The sequence below is a fragment of the Frondihabitans sp. 4ASC-45 genome (assembly GCF_049472575.1).
Taxonomy (GTDB): domain Bacteria; phylum Actinomycetota; class Actinomycetes; order Actinomycetales; family Microbacteriaceae; genus Frondihabitans.
Genome location: NZ_JBCEBN010000001.1, coordinates 757,214 through 777,408, shown reverse-complemented (window position 1 = coordinate 777,408; position 20,195 = coordinate 757,214). Strand labels below are relative to the sequence as shown.

The following is a 20,195-nucleotide window of genomic DNA, read 5'->3' as shown; positions in this document are numbered from 1 at the left end:
GGTTGCAGTGCCGACCGGCCGGACGCGGGCAGGCGCGGATGGCCGGAGCTTGTCGGAGGTCCGCGCCCGCGACCCGCGCCGCGCTAGATGAAATTGTCGGAGGTCCGCGCCCGCGACCCGCGTCGCGCCAAATAGATTCAGACCATTTGGCCGTTCCAGCGAATGTCGCCGTCGGGCCAGGCCTCGCGGTCGGCGCCGCGGGGGCGGATCAGCCAGCCTTCGTCCTGGCTGACCAGGGTGGATGCTCCGTCGGCGGTGAGGGCGTTGTAATGGCCGGTCACTCCGTCGAGGGGTTCCCATCCGTGGCGGCGGTAGAAACCTTGCACTGCTTCGCCGGTCTCGAGCAGGCCGAAGGGAACGCCGAGCCCGCTGAGTGCGTCGTCGACGTACGAGAGCAGGCCGGTGCCGAGGCCGGTCCCCTGCAGGATCGGCGAGACGGCCACCATCCCGACGGCACCGACGAGCTGGTCGACCTCGCCGACGGTCACGAATTGGCGTCGGATGCCGGCGTGGGCGACGACGACGTCGCCAGCACGGGCGATGACTCGCAGTTCGGGCTGCATTCCGGCCCAGCTCCGGGCGCCCTGGTACCAGTGGTCGTATGACGGGAAGGCCCGCGCAAGGGTGGCGGTGATCGCCTCGTGGTCGTCGAGGGTGAGGTCGCCCTCGGCCACGGTCGTGAAGACGGGGTGGGTGGGGCCGTCGTCGGCGGGGGAGTCGGCGTCAGCCTGGTAGGTCATGGGCTCACCGTACTCACCGATCGCGCGCACCGACCTAGAGCTGGTGCAGACCTCGTGCCGGCACAGACCTCTAACCGACGCCGTGCGGACTCGGCGACGTGCCGCGGCAGGGCCGGGTATCCGTGAGACGTCGGGCGGCGGATCCTGGTGCTGCTACGAGAGCGTCTTGCCGAAGCAGATCGAGTCGCGGTGCCCGACGTAGTGGCCGAAGTTGGGGATGCGCGTGTAGCCCTCACGCTCGTAGAAGCGGATCGCGTCGGGCTGCGCGCTGCCCGTCTCGAGCACCAGGCGGCTCCAGCCGCGAGCCACGGCGCGCGATTCGAGGGCCTGAAGCACGGTGACGGCTGCCCCGCCGCCGCGACTGTTCGAGCGGACGAACATGCGCTTGATCTCGGCATCGCCGGCCGGGGCCACGCCGTCTTCGTCGTGGAGCTCGCGAAGACCTCCGCAGGCGACCGGCTTGCCGTCGATCGTCGCGACGACGAACTCGGCGATGTCGTCGGCCGTGGGCTTGACGCCCGGCTCGGAATCGTCGGTGCCGTAGCGGATGGCGATCTCAGCCCGCTGCTCGCAGCGGAGGTGTGCGCCTTCGGGGTCGGTCCACGGGCGATCCTGAATCTGGATCTCCGTCGCAGTTGCGTTCGTCACCGGAACATTCTGCATCTTCTTGGCTCCGATCGTTAATCAGGTGCATCCAGATTCATGGATTGCCGCTCGGTCACGGCCGAATAGCTGATCAGGAGGTGAGGCGTTCGAGCAGCTCGCGGTAGCGACCGGCCGTCTGCTCGACGACCTCCGTCGGCAGCGTCGGCGGGGTGCCTTCTTTGTTCCAGTTGTCGAGCAGCCAGTTGCGCACGATCTGCTTGTCGAAGCTGTCGGTGCGGTTGCCGCCGTCGTAGGTGTGGCGATCCCAGTAGCGGCTGGAGTCGCTGGTGAGCACCTCGTCGGCGAGAGTGATCTCGCCGGTGACGCGGTCGGCACCGAACTCGAACTTGGTGTCGGCGAGGATCACGCCGCGCTCTTCGGCGATCTCGGACGCCGCCCCGAAGATCGACAGCGAAAGGTCGCGCAGGGCCGTCGCGGTCGCCTCGCCGACCAGTTCGACGGTGCGCTCGAACGTGATGTTCTCGTCGTGGTCGCCGAGCTCGGCTTTGAACGCCGGCGTGTAGATCGGCTCGGGCAGGCGGTCGCCCGATGCCAGGCCGGCGGGCAACGGGACACCGCAGACGGTGCCGGACTCCTGGTATTCGAGCCACCCGCTTCCCACGAGGTAGCCGCGCACGACGCACTCGATCGGGAACATGTCGAGCGACTTCACCAACATCGACCGGTCGGCCACCGAGGCCGGAACGGCCGGAACCGCAGGATCCGCGCCGCTGCCGCTCGACAGGAGGTGGTTGGCGACGGGCAACCGCTCGAACCACCACCGGCTGAGGCGCGTGAGCAGGGCACCCTTGTCGGGGATTCCGGGCTCGAGCAGGTGGTCGAAGGCGCTCACGCGATCGCTCGCGACGACGAGCACGGCCGGGGCGTCGCCGAGGTCGGTCGCGCCCACCGGCACGTAGAGGTCGCGCACCTTGCCCGAGTAGAAGTGACGCCAGCCGGGCAGATCGCCCGAGGCGGGGGTCGGCGCGACGGTGGTCACTCGGCGACCTCCGCGGCGATGTCGCGGCGGTACTGGCCGCCCTCGAGGCCGATTCGGCCGAGGGCCTCGTAGGCGCGGGCGCGGGCCTCGGTGAAGTCGGCGCCGGCGCCGACGACGCTGAGCACCCGGCCACCGGTCGCGACGAGGGTGTCGTCGAGGCGGGCCGTCGCGGCGTGGGCGATGCTGACGCCCGGCACGGCGAGCGCTTCGTCGAGGCCGGTGAGGGCGCGACCGGTCTGCGGAGACTCGGGGTAGCCCTCGCTGGCGAGGACGACCGTGACGGCGACGTCGGTCGAGAAGGTCGGTGCAGCATGCTGCGAGAGCGAGCCGGTTGCCGCGGCGAGGAGCAGGTCGCTGAGCGGTGATGTGAGCCGGGGGAGGACGACCTGCGTCTCGGGGTCGCCGAACCGGGCATTGAACTCGATGACGCGGATGCCCTGCTCGGTGAGGATCAGCCCGGCGTAGAGCAGGCCGATGAACGGCGTGCCGTCTTTGGCGAGCTGCCGCACCGTGGGGAGCGCAATCGTCTCGATCACCTCGGCGACGAAGTCAGCCTCGCTGCCGAAGCGGTCGGCGAGCCAGGGCAACGGCGAGTACGCGCCCATGCCGCCGGTGTTGGGCCCGGCGTCGCCGTCGAGGAGGCGCTTGAAGTCTTGGGCGGGGCTCAGAGGGAGCACGGTGTGGCCGTCGGAGATCAGGAAGAGCGAGACCTCTTGCCCGTCGAGGAACTCTTCGACGAGCACCGAGCCGTGCTGCAGCCAGTAGGTGGCGTGCTCGAGGGCCGCGTCGCGCTCGGCGGTGACCAGCACGCCCTTGCCGGCGGCGAGGCCGTCGGCCTTGACGACGTAGGGGGCACCGAACTCATCGATCGCCACGGTCGCTTCGGCCAGGTTGCCGGTGCGAACGGCCCGACCGGTCGGAACTCGCGCTTCGTCCATGATCCGCTTCGCGAAGGTCTTGCTGCCCTCGAGCGCGGCAGCTCTCTTGCCGGGGCCGAACACGGGAATGCTGTGGGCACGCAACTCGTCGGCGACACCGGCGACCAGGGGGGCCTCCGGGCCGATGACGACCAGCTCGATGTCGTTTTCGAGGGCGTACTCGGTGACAACCTTGCCGTTGGTCGCGTCGAGCTGGACGGTCTCGACGTCGTGGGCCAGACCGGCGTTGCCGGGCGCGGCGACGATGTGGTGCGGTGGTGTCGCCGAAGCGGCGCTGCCGTCTCGACCCGCCCCCTCACGGAGAAGAGCGGTGACGATGGCGTGCTCACGAGCACCGGAGCCGAGGACGAGGATTCGCACGGGGGATACCTTATCGAGTATGGCCAAAGCGAGAATCGATCCCTCCACAGGGCGGGCGGCCGTCCGCACGGCACTCGACGAGGGTGCTAAAGCCGCGAGGCCGACGACCGCCACGGCGGTCCGCTATCTCCTGCAGCTGCTCGGCGACCGCGAGCCGGGAGCGACGGTCGAGGTGCGGGTTCCTCCGTTCGGGGCCGTGCAGTTTCGCGAGGGGCTGAGCCACACGCGCGGCACCCCGCCGAACGTCGTCGAGACCGACGCGCAGACCTTTCTGGCGCTCGCCGACGGGCGACTCCGATGGGAGGACGCAGTCGACCGCGCGCTCGTGTCGGCGTCCGGCAGCCGGGCCGACCTCGTCGGATACCTTCCCATCGCGTGGGGTGGGTCAGCCCAGTGAGCCGTGGGATCCTCGGCTCTCTCGAAGCGAAGCTCGCCGGGTCGGGAAGCGCGCCTGTTCCTGAGAGAATGGAGCCGTGAGTACGGCACCCGACGATCTTCCGCAGCCTGAGCCGCAGGTCAGCGCGACCCGCGACGAGGTGCGAGTGCGCCGAGCACCGAAATACCCGGTCTTCATCTTCGGCGGAATCGTCGTGGGTGTCGTCGTCACGTTGATCGCGGTTGTGGCTGCACCCGGTGACGACCAGACGCCGTTCGCGCAGGTCTTCGGCTACTTCGTGCTCTACGGCATCGCGATCGGCGCTCTGGTCGGAGCGATCGTCGCTGTCATCCTCGACGCGATCCTGTCGCGCCGCGGTCGTTCGGTCGAAGGGGAGCGGACGGTCGTCGAGACGCCCGAGCCCGACGACGCTGATCAGCCGGTCGACGGCGAACTCGAATAGTCAGTCGGGCAGCACCTCCTCAGCCCCGAGCGGGCTGATCGTCAGCGCTGGACGCGGAGGCGGGCCAGCAGGTCGGGCCCGCGCCGATCCAGCTCGCGGCCGCCGATTCGCACTCCGTTGACGAGCAGGGTCGCGCCGAGCCCCAGCCCGACGACCAGGGTGATCGCACCGAGCAGGGCGCTGCCCGTGGCTCCCGCGACCACCGCCAGCACGATCTCGGGCAGCGAGAGCAGCAGCAGAACGCCCCAGGTCGCGAACGTGGTCACCGAGGTGGTGAACCCGGCCCCGGTCTTCGCGGCGAAGGGGCTGTCGCCCGGCGCGGGAACCGGCAGCACGATCCGCGCCGACGACACGCTCGAGAGCCCCAGCCCGGTGAGGAGCATCCCGAGCGACAGGCCGAGCAGGGCCGGCAGAGAAGACCAGGATCCCGCAACCGCCACTGATCCGACCGTGATCGCGACGACGATGGGCACTGCGAACGAGGCGACGGCGATCACGCGCCCGGCGCGATCGGCGCGGCCGGGCAACCCGGCCGACAGGTGACCCGCGAAGGCGGTGGAGTCGTACGACAGGTCGGTGAAGATCGACAGCGAGACGAGCACCGCGACGACCGGACCCGAGGCGGTCACGAGGCCCGGCAGATCGAGCGTGCGGCTGTTGACGAAGAGCAGGATCGGGAAGATCGGGATCAGGATCAACTGCCGGCTGTAGCGGGGGTCGCGGATCCAGTAGGTCAGGGCTCGGGCCGCGACGGCCCCGGTGGGGGTGGCCGGGAGGCGGGAGAAGAGACCGATGTCGCCTGCGGCCGCGCTCTTCGAGGCCGGCTGCTGGGTCGAGACGAGGGCCGTCGCGAGGCTGCGGCGCCAGACGACGACGACGATCGCGAGGGTGGCGAGCGCGATGAGCAGCTTCAGCGCGGCGGCGCCGGGGTGGCCGAGGGCGATGTCGGAGGGGACCGACCAGGCGGCACCGAGCGGGCTCCAGCTCAGGCCCTCCGCCAAGACGGGCAGCGTCGCTGCAGCGCCCCGGAGCCCCTGGGCGAGCACGGTGATGGCCGGGCCGAGCAGGAGCAGCGGAATGAGCAGCAGGATCCCCGAGATCTCGCGGTACCGCCGGTGGGCGGAGAGGCCCGCGTTGAGCGACTCGATCATCCGTGACGCGCAGACGCAGGTCAGCACGGCGAGCGTCGCCACCAGGAGGGCGACGAGGGCGATCCCCGGCTGGCGCCACCAGGTGGCGGCTGTAAAGAGGCCCGCCAGGAGCGTCACCGCGCCGGGGATGCCGAGCAGACCGCAGACGGCCAGGGCGGCGACCAGGCGGGTGGGAGCGAGCGGGAAGATCTTGAGGCGCGCGACGCTCAGTGTCTGGTCGATCCCCGACGCAAGCAACGGCACGATCGCCCAGCCGAGAAGGGTCGCCGACCCGGCGAGCACCACGATCGTCTTGATCAGGCCGACCGGGGCCGATCCGAGAAAGGTGAGGCCGGCGAACACCACAGCCAGAATCCCGACGCCGTAGATGCCTCCGGCGATGACGGCGACGAGCTGCCAGGGGCTCCGCGCCAGGGTGTTGCGCAGCACCAGCAGCCGAAGGCTCAGGAGGTGCGCAACCACTCCGGCCCCCTCGTGTGGTGGCGACCGCCGACGAGATCGACGAAGACGTCTTCGAGGTCTCGCCCGCCGCGGACTTCGTCGACGGTGCCCGAGGTCAGCACTCGCCCGGAGGCGATGATGGCCACGTGGTCGCACATGCGCTGCACCATGTCCATCGCGTGGCTCGACACGATCACCGTGCCGCCCGACTCGACGTACCCGTGCAGGATGTCGCGGATGTTGGCCGCCGAGACCGGATCGACCGACTCGAACGGCTCGTCGAGCACCAGCAGTCGCGGGGCGTGCACCAGAGCCGTCGCGAGCGCGATCTTCTTCGTCATGCCGGCCGAGTAGTCGACGACGAGCTTGCCAGCCGCCTCGTTCATGTCGAGCAGGTCGAGCAGGTCGCGGGTGCGGGTCTTCACGGTCTCGCGGTCCATGCCGTTGAGAAGGCCGTGGTAGGTGATGAGCTGCTCGCCGCTGAGACGGTCGAAGAGGGCGATCCCGTCGCTGAGCACCCCGACGAGGCGCTTGGCCGCAGTGGGATCGGCCCATACATCGGTGCCCAGGATCCTGATCTCTCCCGCATCGGGCCGGAGCAGGCCCGTCGCCATCGAGAGCGTCGTGGTCTTTCCGGCGCCGTTCGGGCCGACGAGGCCGAAGAAGGATCCGGCGGGAACCTCGAGATCGAGACCCTGCACCGCGACCTTCTCGCCGAACCGCTTGGCCAGGCCGCGAATGCCGAGCGCCGGGGTGCCCTTATCGCTGCTCGGCCGACTCGGCGCGACCGAGTCGAGCAAACGCATCGCGGGGTCGGGTGGAGGAGCATCAAACATGGTGCGGATCAGCCTACGCACCCGCCCGGTCTCACCACGGGGTGAAAGAGGGGGTGCCGCCCGAGCGGGGGCTGTGTGCGCCGGGCTCAGCTGAGCTGGTTCGCCTCGACCCACGCCAGGTATTCAGGGGTGACCGAGCCGGTGACGTAGTCGCCCGTGAAGCAGCTCATCTCGAGGTCGGTGACGTTCGACCCCTCGGTGATCGCGGCGCGCATGTCTTCGACCTCCTGGTAGATGAGATGGTCGGCGCCGAGCACCTTGGCGATCTCGGGGATCTTGCGATCGTGCGCGATCAGCTCCTGCCGGGTCGGCATGTTGATGCCGTAGACGTGGGGGAATCGCACGGGAGGCGCAGCCGAGGTGAACGTGACCTCGTTGGCGCCAGCGGCGCGGGCCATCTCGACGATCTCGCGCGAGGTGGTGCCGCGCACGATCGAGTCGTCGACGATCAGGATGTTCTTGCCCTTGAACTCGGAGCCCATCGCATTGAGCTTCTGACGGACCGAGCGCTTGCGCTCCGCCTGCCCCGGCATGATGAAGGTGCGGCCGATGTAGCGGTTCTTGTAGAAACCCTCGCGGTATTCGATGCCGAGCTTCTGCGCGACCTGTGAGGCCGCGGGGCGCGACGAGTCGGGGATCGGCATGACCACGTCGATGTTGCCCGTCGGGGCGTATTTCGCGACGGTGTCGGCCAGCTTGTCGCCGAGGCGGAGGCGGGCGTCGTAGACCGAGATGCCGTTCATCACCGAGTCGGGGCGGGCCAGGTAGACGTACTCGAACGAGCAGGGCACGAGGCGGGGGTGCGGGTGGCACTGCTTCGAGACCATCTCGCCGTCGAGCGTCACGAAGACGGCTTCGCCGGGAGCGACGTCGCGGACGAGCTCGTAGCCCGCCGACTCGAGCACGAGGCTCTCGGAGGCGACGATCCACTCCATGCGGCCGCTGCCGTTCAGAGCCTGGCGCTTGCCGAGGATGAGTGGGCGGATGCCGAACGGGTCGCGGAAGGCGAGGAGGCCGTGGCCGGCGATCATCGCGATGGCGGCGTACGAGCCCTCGACGCGGTCGTGCACGCGCGTCACGGCGGCGAAGACCTGCTCGGGGTCGAGCTCGTGGCCGTTGACCTGCTCTTGCAGCTCGTGCGCGAGCACGTTCACCAGGAGCTCGGTGTCGCTGTTCGTGTTGAGGTGGCGACGGTCGATGTGGAACAGCTCGCTCGTCAGCTCACGCGTGTTGGTGAGGTTGCCGTTGTGAATGAGCGTGATGCCGTAGGGCGCATTCACGTAGAACGGCTGCGCCTCCTGCTCGTTCGACGCGGCGCCCTTGGTCGCGTAGCGCACATGGCCGATGCCCATGTTGCCGAGGAGACCCCGCATGTCGCGGGTGCGGAAGCCCTCGCGAACCTGGCCGCGGGTTTTCGAGACGTGGAAGATGCTGCCTTCTGCGGTAGCGATTCCGGTCGAGTCTTGCCCCCGGTGCTGAAGCAGGAGGAGGGCGTCGTAGACGAGTTGGTTTGCTGGCTCGTGCGCGACGAGACCGACGATGCCGCACATGCGCAGCTGGCTCCAGACCGTAGAGTTGGGCTTACCCAGACAGTCTGTCATGCCTGCGATTGGAACGAGAATTGACCAACTCCGCCGCCTCGAACGTCTCGAGCTCCGCTGCGTCCGCCTCGAGTTCATATGCCGAGGCCGGAGTCGACACCGCCGCCGGTGACCTCGCCGTCGAGTTGATGAAGTCGGCCGTCTCGGCCACGCACACCACCAACGTGATGGGCGGGGTCGGCGGTTTCGCGGGCCTCTTCGACGTCTCGTTCCTCAAGAGCTTCGACCGCCCGCTGCTCGCCACGAGCACCGACGGGGTCGGCACGAAGGTCGCCATCGCGCAGGCGCTCGACAAGCACGACACCATCGGCCAAGACCTCGTCGGCATGGTCGTCGACGACATCGTGGTCGTCGGCGCCAAGCCCCTTTTCATGACCGACTACATCGCCTGCGGCAAGGTTGTCCCCTCACGCATCGCCGACATCGTCGCCGGTATCGCCCGCGGGTGCTCGGCGACCGGCACGGCCCTCGTCGGCGGCGAGACCGCTGAGCACCCCGGCCTGCTCGGACCCGACGACTACGACGTCGCGGGGGCTGCGGTGGGCGCGGTCGAGTCGGGCTCTCAGCTCGGGCCGCACCTCGTCGAGGAGGGCGACGTGGTGCTCGCGCTGGAGTCGTCCGGCCTCCACTCCAACGGCTTCTCGCTCGTGCGCCACATCCTGCGCTCGGCCGACCTCGGCTACAGCGACTCGAACGCCGACCTCGGCGGTGTCATCGGCGAGGTGCTCCTCGAGCCCACACGCCTCTACACGTCGCCCCTGCTGGCCGTGCTCGACGAGCCGTCGCTCCAAGGGAGCGTTCATGCGCTGAGCCACGTGACCGGAGGCGGGATCGCCGCCAACCTCGCTCGAGTGCTGCCGGTCGGATCCTGGACCGAGGTCGACCGCGGTTCCTGGTCGCCGGCCCCGGTCTTCCGCGTGCTGAGCGACATCGCCGGGTCGACCCTCGAGTCGAGCGAGGGCACCTGGAACCTCGGCATCGGCATGATCGCCGTCGTCGCGCGCGACTCCGCAGCCGCGATGACAGCCCACCTCGAAGCGAGCGGAATCCGCACCTGGCAGGTCGGCGCCGTGTCGGTCGGCATCCGCGACCTCAGCGGCTTCGAGCAGGGCGCCAAGGGCGTCGACGGCGGGGCCGTGCGGCTCGTCGGGGCCTACGCGGGCTGAGCCGAGCGGCGGTTGCCGAGCCTCGCGGCTCGGGGCGCGCCAGATGGCCGGATCGTCGGGCGGCTCCGCCGGATCCTGAAGTTCAGGCTATCTCGCTGGCCCGACGAGCGCAGCCGCCTAAACGGGGACCGGCGGGGCACAGGTCGGGAACAGCGGAGTCCGCATTTCGCGGGACAAACGGGCGATTTCGACGTACTCTGTGATGGTTGCTCAACGATGAGCGGCACGGCAATGACGCCACATCACCCCAGAGGACCACCCGATGTCTTTCACCCGCACAGTCACCGTCATCGATCACGAGGTCGTCGTCCGCACCGTCGAAGTGCCCGACGAGGCCCCGGCGCAGACATTCACCGCGATCACCGGTGGGCGTCGCACCGCGGCATTCACGGCGGCTGGCGGACTCCTCGTTATTGCCCTGGCCCTCATGCCCGCGGTGACGGCCGCATTCCACTGAACCGTCGCCCGCATCTCGAATGACGAATGCCGCCTCCCGAAGGAAGCGGCATTTCGCTGCGAGGTTCGCCGAGCGAGCGCTCAGGCCGACTTGTGCTGCGGCTCGTCGTGCTCGACGAAATCGTCGGCGTACTTATCGACGTACTGATCGTCGGTGTCGTCTTCTTCTACCTCGTCGGCCCACTTGTCGACGTAATTGTCGTCGCCGTGCGGGCTGGAGAGCTCTTTTTCGAGCGCACCGTAGTTGGTGTCCGGGCTGAAGTACTTCAGCTCGCGGGCAACCTTGGTGTGCTTGGCTTTTTGACGGCCACGCCCCATGCGAGACCCCCTCGTGATTCTGGTTCCGGTTGACTGCAGATGCGACTCGAATCGAAGCGCGCTTCGACTGGAATCACCACCGAGCCCGGGAACTACCGACAGGTAAATGGTGCAAAACTAACCGCAACCTTAGCATGTGCCCGCACGGCACGACCCCGAGTCGAGCTACGGCCAGAATGGATGCATGGTTGTCGCATCAGGAGCCCCCTCTGCCGCTCCGCGAACCAGGGTCGTCATCATCGGTGCCGGTCAGGCCGGACTTTCGGTCGCCTACTACCTCCGCCGGTTCGGTCTCGTACCGGGCTCCGACTTCGTCGTCGTCGACCGCGGCCCCAGCACCGGGGGAGCCTGGCAGTTCCGCTGGAGAGCACTCCGTCTCGGCACCGCCCACAAGGTCAACGACCTCCCCGGCCTCGCCGATCTCGGCCTCAGTTTCGACACCGCCGACCGGAGCGTGCCGGCGCGCGACATCGTCTCCGACTACTACGACCGCTACGAGCGGTACTACGACCTCCGGGTGCGCCGCCCGGTCGAAGTCCGCCGGGTCGACGAGTCGAGCGACGGCGACCTGGTCGTCGAGTTGGCGCATACGTCAGGATCCAGCTCTCCCGCCGAGACCGAGACCCTCACCACCGAGATCGTGGTCAACGCCACGGGGACGTGGGGCTCGCCCTTCCGCCCGTACTACCCCGGTCGCGACGACTTCGCCGGTCGGCAGCTGACCACCGCCGAGTACGTCTCCGCCGATGAGTTCGCCGGGCAAGACGTCGTGGTCGTGGGCGGGGGAACGAGCGCCATCGGATTTCTCCTGGAGCTCGAGAGGGCGGGCGCGACGACGACCTGGGCGACGAGGCGACCGGTCGAGTGGTTCGACCAGCAGGAGCTCGGCGTCGAGATGGGGCTCGCGGCGGTCGGCGAGCAAGACGAGGCGGCGAAGCGGGGGCTCGCACTCCCGAGCATCGTGAGCGGCACGGGGGTGCCCATGACGCGTCGCAATCGCGCGGGCATCGACCGTGGGGTGCTGGTCGATCGGCCGATGTTCGCCTCGATCGAGAAAGACGGGGTGCGGTGGGGCGACGGATCCTTCGCCCCGGCCGACGCGATCATCTGGGCGACCGGGTTCCGGCCCGAGCTGCGGCATCTCGCACCCCTCGGCCTGCGGAGTGCCGAGGGCGGCGTGGCCGTCGAGCGGGGTGTCTCGACGGTGGATCGGCGGGTGTTCTTCGCGGGCTACGGGCCGCAGGCCTCGACGATCGGGGCCAACCGGGCCGGGCGGGTCATCGCGCGACAGGTGCTGCTGGCTCTGTCTCGCTCGCGCTAGCCCGGGCGCTTCCGAATTTGAAGGAGATCCCGGCCGACACGCCGCGCCGATCGGCCTCACTTTCGCGGATCGGCGCTTTTCTCCTTCAAATTCGGGACCGGAGGCGAGGGCTAGCGACGCGGCGGGTCGTCCTGCGACTTCTTCGAGGGCGCCGACGCGCTGTTGCGGGCCGTCGACCGGGCGGCAGCGGCCTTGCGGCGCGACTTCGTGGTGGTGCCGCCGTGCTGGTCGTGCTTGGGTGCAGCGGCGTTCGCGGCGGCCATGGCCTTGTCGGCCTCCGCCTGCGCGATCCTCGCCGAGGCCGCATCGGCGTGCATGCTCCGCGGCACGGGTTTCACCGGGCGGCGCGGTTCTCCGGAGCGGTCCTGGCCCGGGAAGACCCGCGAGCGACGGCCGTAGAGCAACTCGGACGAGTCGAGGAGCCACGGCACGAGCGCCACCGTGACGCCGTGGGCGAGCATGAGCTTCTGGCGGATCCTTCGGCTTCTGTGGTTGTGGAGCAGCGACTCCCACCAGTGCCCGACGATGTAGATCGGGGTGTAGACGGTGACGACCTCGGCGCCGAATTCTTCGCGGTGCGCCTTGATGTACTTGATCACGGGCACGGCTACGTCGCGGTAGGGCGACGGGATGATGATGAGCGGGACGTCGATGTTCATGTCGTCCCACTGCTTCTGCAGGCGGTCGGTCGACTCGTGGTCGACGGCGACGTGGATGGCCTCCAGGGTGTCGTGCCGAGCCGCAATGGCGTAGTCGATCGCCTTGAGCACGGGCTTCTGCATCTTGCCGACGAGCACGATCGCGTGGTCGCCCGATGCGCCGAAGGTCGTGGTCTCGTCGACCTCCACCTCGACATCGACGTCGCGGTAGTAGCGGTTGACGCCGAGCATGAGGGTGAACAGGATCGGCATCACGACGAAGACGATCCAGGCGCCGTGTGTGAACTTCGTGATGGTGACGACCACGAGCACCGTGAACGTCATGATCGCGCCGATCAGGTTGATCGTCAGCGAGCGCTTGATCTGACCCCGGTCGACGGTCGCGGGGTCGCGCAGGAGTCGCAGCCAGTGGCGCACCATGCCGGTCTGGCCGAGTGTGAACGACACGAAGACGCCGATGATGTACAGCTGGATCAGCTGGGTGACGTTCGCCCGGAAGATGAGCAGGATCACACTCGCGATGACCGCGAGCACGATGACGCCGTTCGAGTAGATGAGTCGGTCGCCGCGGCTGTTGAGCGCCTTGGGGGCGTACGTGTCGCGCGCGAGGATGGAGCCGAGGAGCGGGAAGCCGTTAAAGGCCGTGTTCGCGGCGAGAAGCAGCACGGCTGCCGTGACGGCCTGGATCACGTAGAAGGCGATGCTGCCCGGGCCGAAGACTGCGCTCGCCACCTGCGAGATCAGGCTCGGCTGCGGAGTCGTCGCGCAGTTCGCCATGCCGATCAGGTCACAGGCGCGCTCGGCGTAGTGCACCTTCGAGATGAGTGCCACTGAGACGAGACCGGCGAACAGCACGATCGCGATGCCACCCATGAGCACGAGGGTCTTCTGCGCGTTCTTGACCTTGGGGAGCCGGAAGGCGGGCACGCCGTTGGCGATCGCCTCGACGCCGGTAAGAGCCGAGCAGCCGGAGGCGAAAGCGCGGAGGAGGAGAAGGACGAACGCCGCGTGGGCCACGTTGTCGCCCTGCACGGTGTAGCCAGCGCTCTCGGCGACCGGTGCGTCGCCCATCGCCGTGCGCACGAGGGCAACGATGATCATCACGAAGACGCTGGTGATGAAGAGGTAGGTCGGCACCGCGAAGGCTTTGCCGGATTCGCGGACACCGCGCAGGTTCACGGCGGCGAGCAGGATCACGAAGAAGATCGCCATCTCGACGCGGATGCCGTTCAGCTCGGGCAGCGCCGAGATGATGTTGTCGACGCCCGACGCGACCGAGACGGCCACGGTCATGACGTAGTCGACGAGCAGGGCCGACGCGACGATGAGGCCGGGCTTCTCGCCCAGGTTCTTGCGGGCGACCTCGTAGTCGCCGCCGCCCGACGGATACGCCTTGATGAGCTGCCGGTACGAGAGGACGACGACGATCAGAAGGATCACGACCGCCGCCGCGACGCCCGGCGCGAGAGTGAGGAACCCCAGCCCGCCGATCAGCAGGATCATCAGGAGCTCCTGCGGCGCGTAGGCCACGGAACTCAGCGGGTCGCTCGCGAAGATGGGGAGCGCGAGGTGCTTGGGAAGGAGCTGCCCCTCGAGCTTCTCGGAGGAGAGGGGCTCGCCGATCAGCCAGCGCTTGGGAGACCGAACGTCGTTACTCACGAGCCGCAAGCCTAATCGCGTGCAATCGGCTGTCAACACCAGCGCGACACGCTCTATTCCCCCACTTCTCGGGCCCCTCCCAGTCGGCTCACTGTCTTGAGTCCGAGCGAGGCACAGCCGCCCCCCAGTGCGGCGGGTGTTGCATAAGAAAACTGTCTGTTTTCTCGGGTCATCGGGTGGAGCCTTCGTGCATCTTCTTTCTGTCTTCAGCCTGCGCAACCGCGCGCTGATCGCTCTCATCACCATCGTGGTGGCGATCTTCGGCGGCTACGCGCTGACTTCGCTCAAGCAGGAGTTGATTCCCGACATCCAGTTCCCCCAGGTCGCGATCGTCTCTTCGTACCCTGGAGCCTCTCCGCAGGTCGTGAACGACAGCGTCTCGGCTCCGATCGAGAAGGCGATCCAGGTGATCCCCGGCCTGAAGTCGACCACGGCGACGTCGCAGACCTCCGAGAGCAACATCTCGGCCGAGTTCGACTACGGCACCGACCTGCCAGCCACCGAGGAGAAGATCCAGCAGGCGATCGACACCGTCTCGCTTCCCGACAGCGTCGACACGCAGGTGGTCTCGGGCAGCCTCGACGACCTCCCGGTCGTGCAGCTCGCCGTGACCGGCGGGCCCGCCGACAAGCAGAAGCTCGTGGACGATCTGACCAACATCACGGTCCCGGCCTTGCAGAAGCTCGACGGTGTGCGGCAGGCCTCGGTCTACGGCGATGCCGGGCAGCGCGTCACCATCGAGCCGGATCAGGAGAAGCTCCAGGCGGTCGGGCTCTCGACGGCGGCCATCAAGGACGCCCTGGACGACAACGGCACTCTTCTGCCCGGTGGCCAGATCACCCAGAACGGCAAGACCCTCTCGATCCAGTCGGGCGCGCGCCTCACCTCGGTCGCTCAGGTGAAGAAGCTGCCGCTGGTCGGGGCGAAGAACGCTCTCACCGGTCAGGTCGAAGCGACCGACATCGCCGACGTGGCCACCGTGAAGCTGACCAGCGCCCCGGTGACGTCGATCTCTCGCGTCAACGGCAAGGACGCCCTGACGATCGCGGTGACGAAGACCCTCGAGGCGAACACGGTCAGCGTCTCGAGCACGATCCGCGATCAGATCTCGTCGCTCGAGTCGAACCTGTCGGACGGCGTCAAGATCGAGGTGGTCTTCGACCAGGCCCCGTTCATCACGCAATCGATCGAGAGCCTCTCGACCGAGGGGCTTCTCGGCCTCCTCTTCGCGGTCGTCGTGATCCTCGTCTTCCTGCTGTCGGTCCGGTCGACGCTCGTCACCGCCATCAGCATCCCCACCAGCGTCTTGATCACGTTCATTGGGCTGCTCGCATCGAACTACACGCTCAACATCCTCACGCTCGGCGCCCTCACGATCGCCATCGGGCGCGTGGTGGACGACTCCATCGTCGTCACCGAGAACATCAAGCGGCACCTGGTGCCAGGAGTCGACCGGATCACGGCCATCACCGAGGCTGTTCGCGAGGTCGCCGGTGCCGTCACGGCCTCCACGATCACGACCGTCGTCGTGTTCCTTCCGCTCGCCTTCGTCCAGGACGTCACGGGCGAGCTCTTCCGGCCCTTCGCGCTGACCGTCGTGATCGCGCTCGCCGCCTCGCTCTTCGTGTCGCTGACGATCGTCCCCGTGCTCGGGTACTGGTTCATGCGCGCGCCGAAGGTGCACAAGCACGAGGTCGGGGCCGAGGCTGCCGCGGTACCGGCAACGACTCCGTCGACCGCGCCCAGAGCGCCCGGCGCGACCCGCATCGACCCGGAGCCGGCAGACCGCCTTCACCGCGTGTATCGGCCGATCCTGCTGGCGACCCTCCGTCACCCGTGGATCACCGTGGTGGCCGCCCTCGTCATCTTGGCCGGGTCGGGTGGAGCCGCGACTCTCCTGACCACGAACTTCCTCGGATCCTCGGGTCAGAACACCCTCACGGTCACGCAGGTGCTTCCGGCCGCGTCGAGCCTCGCCGTGCAGTCCGACCAGGCCGAGAAGGTCGAGAAGGCCCTCGACGCGACCGATGGGGTCGAGACGGTGCAGCTCACGATCGGCTCCAGCGGAAACTCGCTCGCCGCCTTCTTCGGCGGAACCGGCGGCAGCACGGTCACGTACCAGATCACCACCGACGAGAACGCCGACCAGGATGCCCTGACGGCGACCGTCCGCGACCGGCTCGACGCACTGAGCGACGCCGGAGACATCTCGGTGGAGGCCTCGAGCGGCCTCGGCTCCTCGAGCGACATCGAGGTGAACGTCACCTCGAACGACGCTTCGACGCTCGCGACGGCGTCCGACCGCGTGCTGAAGGCGATGAAGGGACTGCCCGCCACCGCGGGAGCGTCGACCAACCTCTCGGCCGCCCAGCCACTCATCGGCGTCGAGGTGAACCGCGCCAAGGCAGCCTCGTACGGGCTCTCCGAGCTCGATGTCGGAGGCATCGTCTCGCAGGCCGTGCAGCCGTTCCAGGTCGGCTCTCTCGAGATCAACGCCTCCACGGTCGACATCTACACGATTCCGACCGACCCGCCGAAGACGCTTGCCTCGCTCAAAGACGTCGAGATACCGACGTCGACCGGCACCGTTCCCCTCTCGACGATCGCCACGGTCTCGCAGACCGAGGGGCCGACGTCGATCACGACCGAGAACGCCGTTCGCAGCGCGACGATCACGATCACGCCGTCGTCCGACAACCTGTCGGCCGCCAACTCGCAGGTGACCGATGCGCTCGCCGGAGTCGACCTGCCGAAGGGGGCCACCGCCGCGATCGGCGGCGTGACCGCTCAACAGGGCACCGCCTTCACCGACCTCGGCATCGCGATCCTCATCGCGATCCTGATCGTCTACATCGTCATGGTGGCCGCGTTCAAGAGCCTGCTGCAGCCCGTGCTCCTGCTGGTGTCGATCCCCTTTGCCGCCACCGGGGCGATCCTGCTGCAGCTGATCGCGAAGGTGCCCCTCGGCGTTCCGTCGGTGATCGGATTCCTGATGCTCGTCGGAATCGTGGTGACGAACGCCATCGTGCTCATCGACCTCGTCAACCAGTACCGCCGTCGGGGGCTCCGGGTGCACGAGGCTCTCGTGGAGGGAACGTCGCGGCGTCTCCGCCCGATCCTGATGACCGCCCTCGCCACGATCTTCGCCCTCACCCCGCTCGCGATCGGGCTCACCGGGCACGGATCGTTCATCTCGCAGCCGCTCGCGCTGATCGTCATCGGTGGGCTCGTCTCGTCGACCGTTCTGACCCTCATCGTGTTGCCGGTGCTCTACTCGCTGATCTATTCGTGGCTGGAGCGACGAGTGGACCGCCGGGAGCGCGCGGCGGCATAGCGACAGAGACGAGGATCCGACTCGGGCGGCGGTCGCGGATCCTGCCCTCGCATCTTCGTCACCACTCGCGTAGTGTGTGTGGGTCGGCTCGAGACACCGCACTGTGCTGCTCTAACAGCACTGGCGGTTGGGTTTGTATGTCTCAGGGGCCGGAATCGCAGCGAATCGCGTTGCGAACAATCACATGTATGTGAACGGTCCCTGGCCAATGACTGCCCGGGTGAATTCTTCGCGTCATTACGTAGAACCCAGGAAGAACCATGTCTCCTTACGACAAATCTGCATCGTCACGCCCCAAGGGCGAGCGTCCCGGCTCGAAGAGCCCCAAGCACCGCGGCTTCCGGGCCGAGGCCGAGGGTGGGCCCGCGAAGAAGCGCTGGGATGCCCCCGAGCGCGCTGCTCGCGCCGAGGGCCGCTCCGGCGGTCGTGACGCTGGTGCCCGTGACGGCGGTGCCCGTGGCGGTTCCGCTCGTGACGCCGGTGCCCGTGGTGGCTCGGCTCGCGACTCTCGTGGTGCCGGTCGCGACGCTTCGGCCGGACGCCCCAACTGGGAGCCCCGCAAGACCGGCGGCTCCAACCCCCGTTTCGGCGGCGGAGCCCGTGACGACCGCGACGCCCGCAATGGTGCGCGTGGCGGCGACCGCTTCGACCGCAACGACCGCTTCGGTGGCGGACGCCCCTCGCGCGACGACCGACCGGCCCGTGACGACCGTCCGTCGCGTGACGACCGCTTCGGTGGCGGCCGCCCGGCTCGCGATGACCGCGCCCCCCGCGACGACCGCGGTGGTCGCTCGTACGACCGCAGCGACCGCCCCGCCCGTGACGACCGCGCCCCGCGTTCGTTCGACCGTGGCGACCGCCCCGCCCGTAGCTACGACCGCCCCGAGGGTGGCCGCCCGGGCCGCGAAGATCGCGCCCCCTTCAAGAAGCGCGACGACTACGGCCAGGGCCGCCCTGCTCGCGACGACCGTGCGCCCCGCTCGAACGACCGTGGCGACCGTCCGGCCCGTGATGACCGTGCGCCGCGTTCGTTCGACCGCAACGACCGTCCTGCGCGTTCGTTCGATCGCGACAGCCGTCCTGCTCGTTCGTTCGATCGTGACAGCCGTCCGGCCCGTGACAGCCGTCCGGCCCGTGACGACCGTCCGGCTCGTGACGACCGCGCCCCGCGTTCGTTCGACCGGAACGACCGTCCCGCTCGTTCGTTCGATCGCGACAGCCGTCCGGCTCGTGACGACCGCGCTCCGCGCTCGTTCGACCGCAGCGACCGCACCGAGCGTCCGGCTCGCTCCTTCGACCGGACCGAGCGGCCCGCTCGCTCCCTCGACGGCGACGACCGCCCGAGCCGCTCGAGCGACTACTACCCGAAGCGCGACTCGCACTTCACTCCCGAAGACGACGTCAAGCTCGAGAAGCTTCAGGCCGAGGTCGTCACCGCCGGTGACGTCGCGGGCAAGACCTGGGGCGACCTGGGCCTCGGCGACAACCTCACCCGCCAGCTGATCGCGATGGGTGCTCCCTCGCCGTTCCCGATCCAGGCGGCGACGATCCCCGACGTGATCGCGGGCAAGGACGTCCTCGGGCGTGGCCGCACCGGATCCGGCAAGACCATCGCCTTCGGTGCACCTCTCGCCGAGAAGCTGCTCGAGCACGGCGGAGCCAAGGATCGCAAGATGGGCCGCAAGCCCCGCGCGCTGATCCTCGCCCCGACCCGCGAGCTCGCCATGCAGATCGACGACACCGTGCAGCCCATCGCGCGCTCCGTCGGACTCTTCACCACCCAGATCTACGGCGGCGTGCCGCAGCAGCGTCAGGTGCACTCCCTGCAGCGCGGCGTCGACATCGTCATCGGCACCCCCGGGCGGATCGAAGACCTCATCGAGCAGGGTCGCCTCGACCTCAGCGAGGTCACCGTCACGGTGCTCGACGAGGCCGACCACATGTGCGACCTCGGGTTCCTCGAGCCGGTTCAGCGCATCCTTCGCGAGACCGCGGCGGTCACCCGTCACGGTGCCCGTGCGCAGAAGCTCCTCTTCAGCGCCACCCTCGACAAGGGTGTCGCCAAGCTGGTCGACGAGTTCCTGACCGACCCGGCCGTCCACGAGGTCGCCGGCGAAGACCAGGCGTCCGCCACCATCGACCACCGCGTGCTGCTGATCGACCAGCGCGACAAGGGTGCGATCATCGAGCAGCTCGCGCAGGGCAAGGGCAAGACCCTCGTCTTCGCCCGCACGCGCGCTTTCGCCGAGCAGCTCGCCGACCAGCTCGAAGACGCCGGAATCGCGTCGACCAGCCTCCACGGCGACTTGAACCAGTCGCGCCGTACCCGCAACCTGCAGCTGCTCACCTCGGGCCGTGTCAACGTGCTCGTCGCCACCGACGTCGCAGCTCGCGGCATCCACGTCGACGACATCGAGCTGGTCATCCAGGCCGACGCCCCCGACGAGTACAAGACCTACATGCACCGCTCCGGACGCACCGGTCGCGCGGGCAAGGAGGGCACCGTCGTGACGCTGATCACGCGTGCCCGCCGTCGCCGCATGGAGGAGCTGCTCGACCGCGCTGAGATCACGGCCGAAATGGTCGAGGCTCGCCCCGGCGATCGCCTGATCGACCAGCTCGCGGGGGTCTGAATCCTCTGGGTCGGCTCCTCCGGCGGGGCCTCCCGGCCTAAACCCGCACAGACGGCGTAAACACCAGCCCTAGGGCAGGTGTTTACGCCGTTCCTGCG

At 68.6% G+C, this 20,195-nt stretch carries 16 protein-coding genes; 7 read left to right on the top strand and 9 right to left on the bottom strand.

The window, feature by feature from the left end:
• Window positions 1-137: 137 nt before the first annotated feature.
• From VH571_RS03635 to purD, 4 genes are all read right to left on the bottom strand, one after another.
• Complete coding sequence (locus VH571_RS03635) at window positions 138-740, bottom strand: GNAT family N-acetyltransferase (RefSeq protein ID WP_423263363.1); 603 nt, start codon at window positions 738-740, stop codon at window positions 138-140.
• A 153-nt stretch (window positions 741-893) separates the two neighbouring features.
• The gene (locus tag VH571_RS03630) at window positions 894-1,388 is read right to left on the bottom strand and encodes a GNAT family N-acetyltransferase (protein ID WP_233572966.1); all 495 of its coding nucleotides are present in this window, start codon (window positions 1,386-1,388) and stop codon (window positions 894-896) included.
• An 88-nt stretch (window positions 1,389-1,476) separates the two neighbouring features.
• Window positions 1,477-2,385, bottom strand: a complete 909-nt coding sequence (locus VH571_RS03625) for a phosphoribosylaminoimidazolesuccinocarboxamide synthase (RefSeq protein WP_423263362.1) — start codon at window positions 2,383-2,385, stop codon at window positions 1,477-1,479.
• Window positions 2,382-3,683 (bottom strand): phosphoribosylamine--glycine ligase, encoded by a 1,302-nt coding sequence (gene purD, locus VH571_RS03620; RefSeq protein WP_423263361.1) that lies wholly within the window; start codon window positions 3,681-3,683, stop codon window positions 2,382-2,384. Before purD ends, VH571_RS03625 begins: the two co-directional genes overlap by 4 nt.
• Window positions 3,684-3,702: 19 nt before the next feature.
• Between purD and VH571_RS03615 the strand changes: the two genes are divergently transcribed.
• Together VH571_RS03615 and VH571_RS03610 are read left to right on the top strand one after the other, a co-directional pair.
• A complete protein-coding gene (locus VH571_RS03615; RefSeq protein WP_423263360.1) occupies window positions 3,703-4,080 on the top strand; it encodes a sterol carrier family protein in 378 nt (125 codons plus the stop codon).
• Between the two features lie 76 nt (window positions 4,081-4,156).
• Window positions 4,157-4,522 carry a hypothetical protein gene (locus tag VH571_RS03610; protein WP_423263359.1) on the top strand — a complete coding sequence of 122 codons (366 nt, stop codon included), beginning with the start codon at window positions 4,157-4,159 and terminating at the stop codon, window positions 4,520-4,522.
• A 41-nt stretch (window positions 4,523-4,563) separates the two neighbouring features.
• Here the strand turns inward: VH571_RS03610 and VH571_RS03605 are convergent, their stop codons facing one another.
• The 3 genes from VH571_RS03605 to purF all read right to left on the bottom strand — a co-directional run bounded on the left by VH571_RS03605 (window position 4,564) and on the right by purF (window position 8,500).
• Window positions 4,564-6,135 (bottom strand): transporter, encoded by a 1,572-nt coding sequence (locus VH571_RS03605; RefSeq protein ID WP_423263358.1) that lies wholly within the window; start codon window positions 6,133-6,135, stop codon window positions 4,564-4,566.
• Complete coding sequence (locus VH571_RS03600; RefSeq protein WP_423263381.1) at window positions 6,117-6,920, bottom strand: ABC transporter ATP-binding protein; 804 nt, start codon at window positions 6,918-6,920, stop codon at window positions 6,117-6,119. Before VH571_RS03600 ends, VH571_RS03605 begins: the two co-directional genes overlap by 19 nt.
• A 116-nt stretch (window positions 6,921-7,036) precedes the next feature.
• Complete coding sequence (gene purF / locus VH571_RS03595; RefSeq protein ID WP_423263380.1) at window positions 7,037-8,500, bottom strand: amidophosphoribosyltransferase; 1,464 nt, start codon at window positions 8,498-8,500, stop codon at window positions 7,037-7,039.
• 71 nt (window positions 8,501-8,571) lie between these two features.
• On the opposite strand from purF, the gene purM reads away from it, so the two are divergent.
• Together purM and VH571_RS03585 are read left to right on the top strand one after the other, a co-directional pair.
• Entirely contained in the window at window positions 8,572-9,717 is a 1,146-nt protein-coding gene (gene purM / locus VH571_RS03590; protein WP_423263357.1) for a phosphoribosylformylglycinamidine cyclo-ligase, read from the top strand.
• Window positions 9,718-9,979: 262 nt separating this feature from the next.
• Entirely contained in the window at window positions 9,980-10,174 is a 195-nt protein-coding gene (locus VH571_RS03585) for a hypothetical protein (protein WP_423263356.1), read from the top strand.
• Between the two features lie 80 nt (window positions 10,175-10,254).
• Here the strand turns inward: VH571_RS03585 and VH571_RS03580 are convergent, their stop codons facing one another.
• Window positions 10,255-10,491: a DUF3073 domain-containing protein gene (locus VH571_RS03580; protein WP_055961010.1), complete on the bottom strand. Its 237-nt coding sequence runs from the start codon at window positions 10,489-10,491 to the stop codon at window positions 10,255-10,257.
• A gap of 184 nt (window positions 10,492-10,675) precedes the next feature.
• Here VH571_RS03580 and VH571_RS03575 point away from each other — a divergent pair, with 184 nt between their 5' ends.
• Window positions 10,676-11,812 (top strand): NAD(P)-binding domain-containing protein, encoded by a 1,137-nt coding sequence (locus VH571_RS03575; RefSeq protein ID WP_423263355.1) that lies wholly within the window; start codon window positions 10,676-10,678, stop codon window positions 11,810-11,812.
• Window positions 11,813-11,922: 110 nt separating this feature from the next.
• On the opposite strand, the gene VH571_RS03570 is transcribed toward VH571_RS03575, so the two are convergent.
• Window positions 11,923-14,130, bottom strand: coding sequence for an APC family permease (locus tag VH571_RS03570; RefSeq protein ID WP_370275155.1), 2,208 nt, complete (start codon window positions 14,128-14,130; stop codon window positions 11,923-11,925).
• 187 nt (window positions 14,131-14,317) lie between these two features.
• Here VH571_RS03570 and VH571_RS03565 point away from each other — a divergent pair, with 187 nt between their 5' ends.
• Both VH571_RS03565 and VH571_RS03560 read left to right on the top strand, forming a co-directional pair.
• Complete coding sequence (locus VH571_RS03565) at window positions 14,318-17,464, top strand: efflux RND transporter permease subunit (RefSeq protein WP_423263354.1); 3,147 nt, start codon at window positions 14,318-14,320, stop codon at window positions 17,462-17,464.
• Between the two features lie 260 nt (window positions 17,465-17,724).
• The gene (locus VH571_RS03560) at window positions 17,725-20,097 is read left to right on the top strand and encodes a DEAD/DEAH box helicase (protein WP_423263353.1); all 2,373 of its coding nucleotides are present in this window, start codon (window positions 17,725-17,727) and stop codon (window positions 20,095-20,097) included.
• The last annotated feature ends 98 nt before the right edge of the window (window positions 20,098-20,195 follow it).

Coding starts and splice junctions, on each gene's coding strand:
- VH571_RS03635 (WP_423263363.1), bottom strand. CDS start 740: ATGACCTACCAGGCTGACGCCGACTCCCCCGCCGACGACGGCCCCACC.
- VH571_RS03585 (WP_423263356.1), top strand. CDS start 9,980: ATGTCTTTCACCCGCACAGTCACCGTCATCGATCACGAGGTCGTCGTC.
- VH571_RS03615 (WP_423263360.1), top strand. CDS start 3,703: ATGGCCAAAGCGAGAATCGATCCCTCCACAGGGCGGGCGGCCGTCCGC.
- VH571_RS03580 (WP_055961010.1), bottom strand. CDS start 10,491: ATGGGGCGTGGCCGTCAAAAAGCCAAGCACACCAAGGTTGCCCGCGAG.
- VH571_RS03560 (WP_423263353.1), top strand. CDS start 17,725: ATGTCTCCTTACGACAAATCTGCATCGTCACGCCCCAAGGGCGAGCGT.
- VH571_RS03575 (WP_423263355.1), top strand. CDS start 10,676: ATGGTTGTCGCATCAGGAGCCCCCTCTGCCGCTCCGCGAACCAGGGTC.
- purF (WP_423263380.1), bottom strand. CDS start 8,500: ATGTGCGGCATCGTCGGTCTCGTCGCGCACGAGCCAGCAAACCAACTC.
- VH571_RS03600 (WP_423263381.1), bottom strand. CDS start 6,920: ATGCGTTTGCTCGACTCGGTCGCGCCGAGTCGGCCGAGCAGCGATAAG.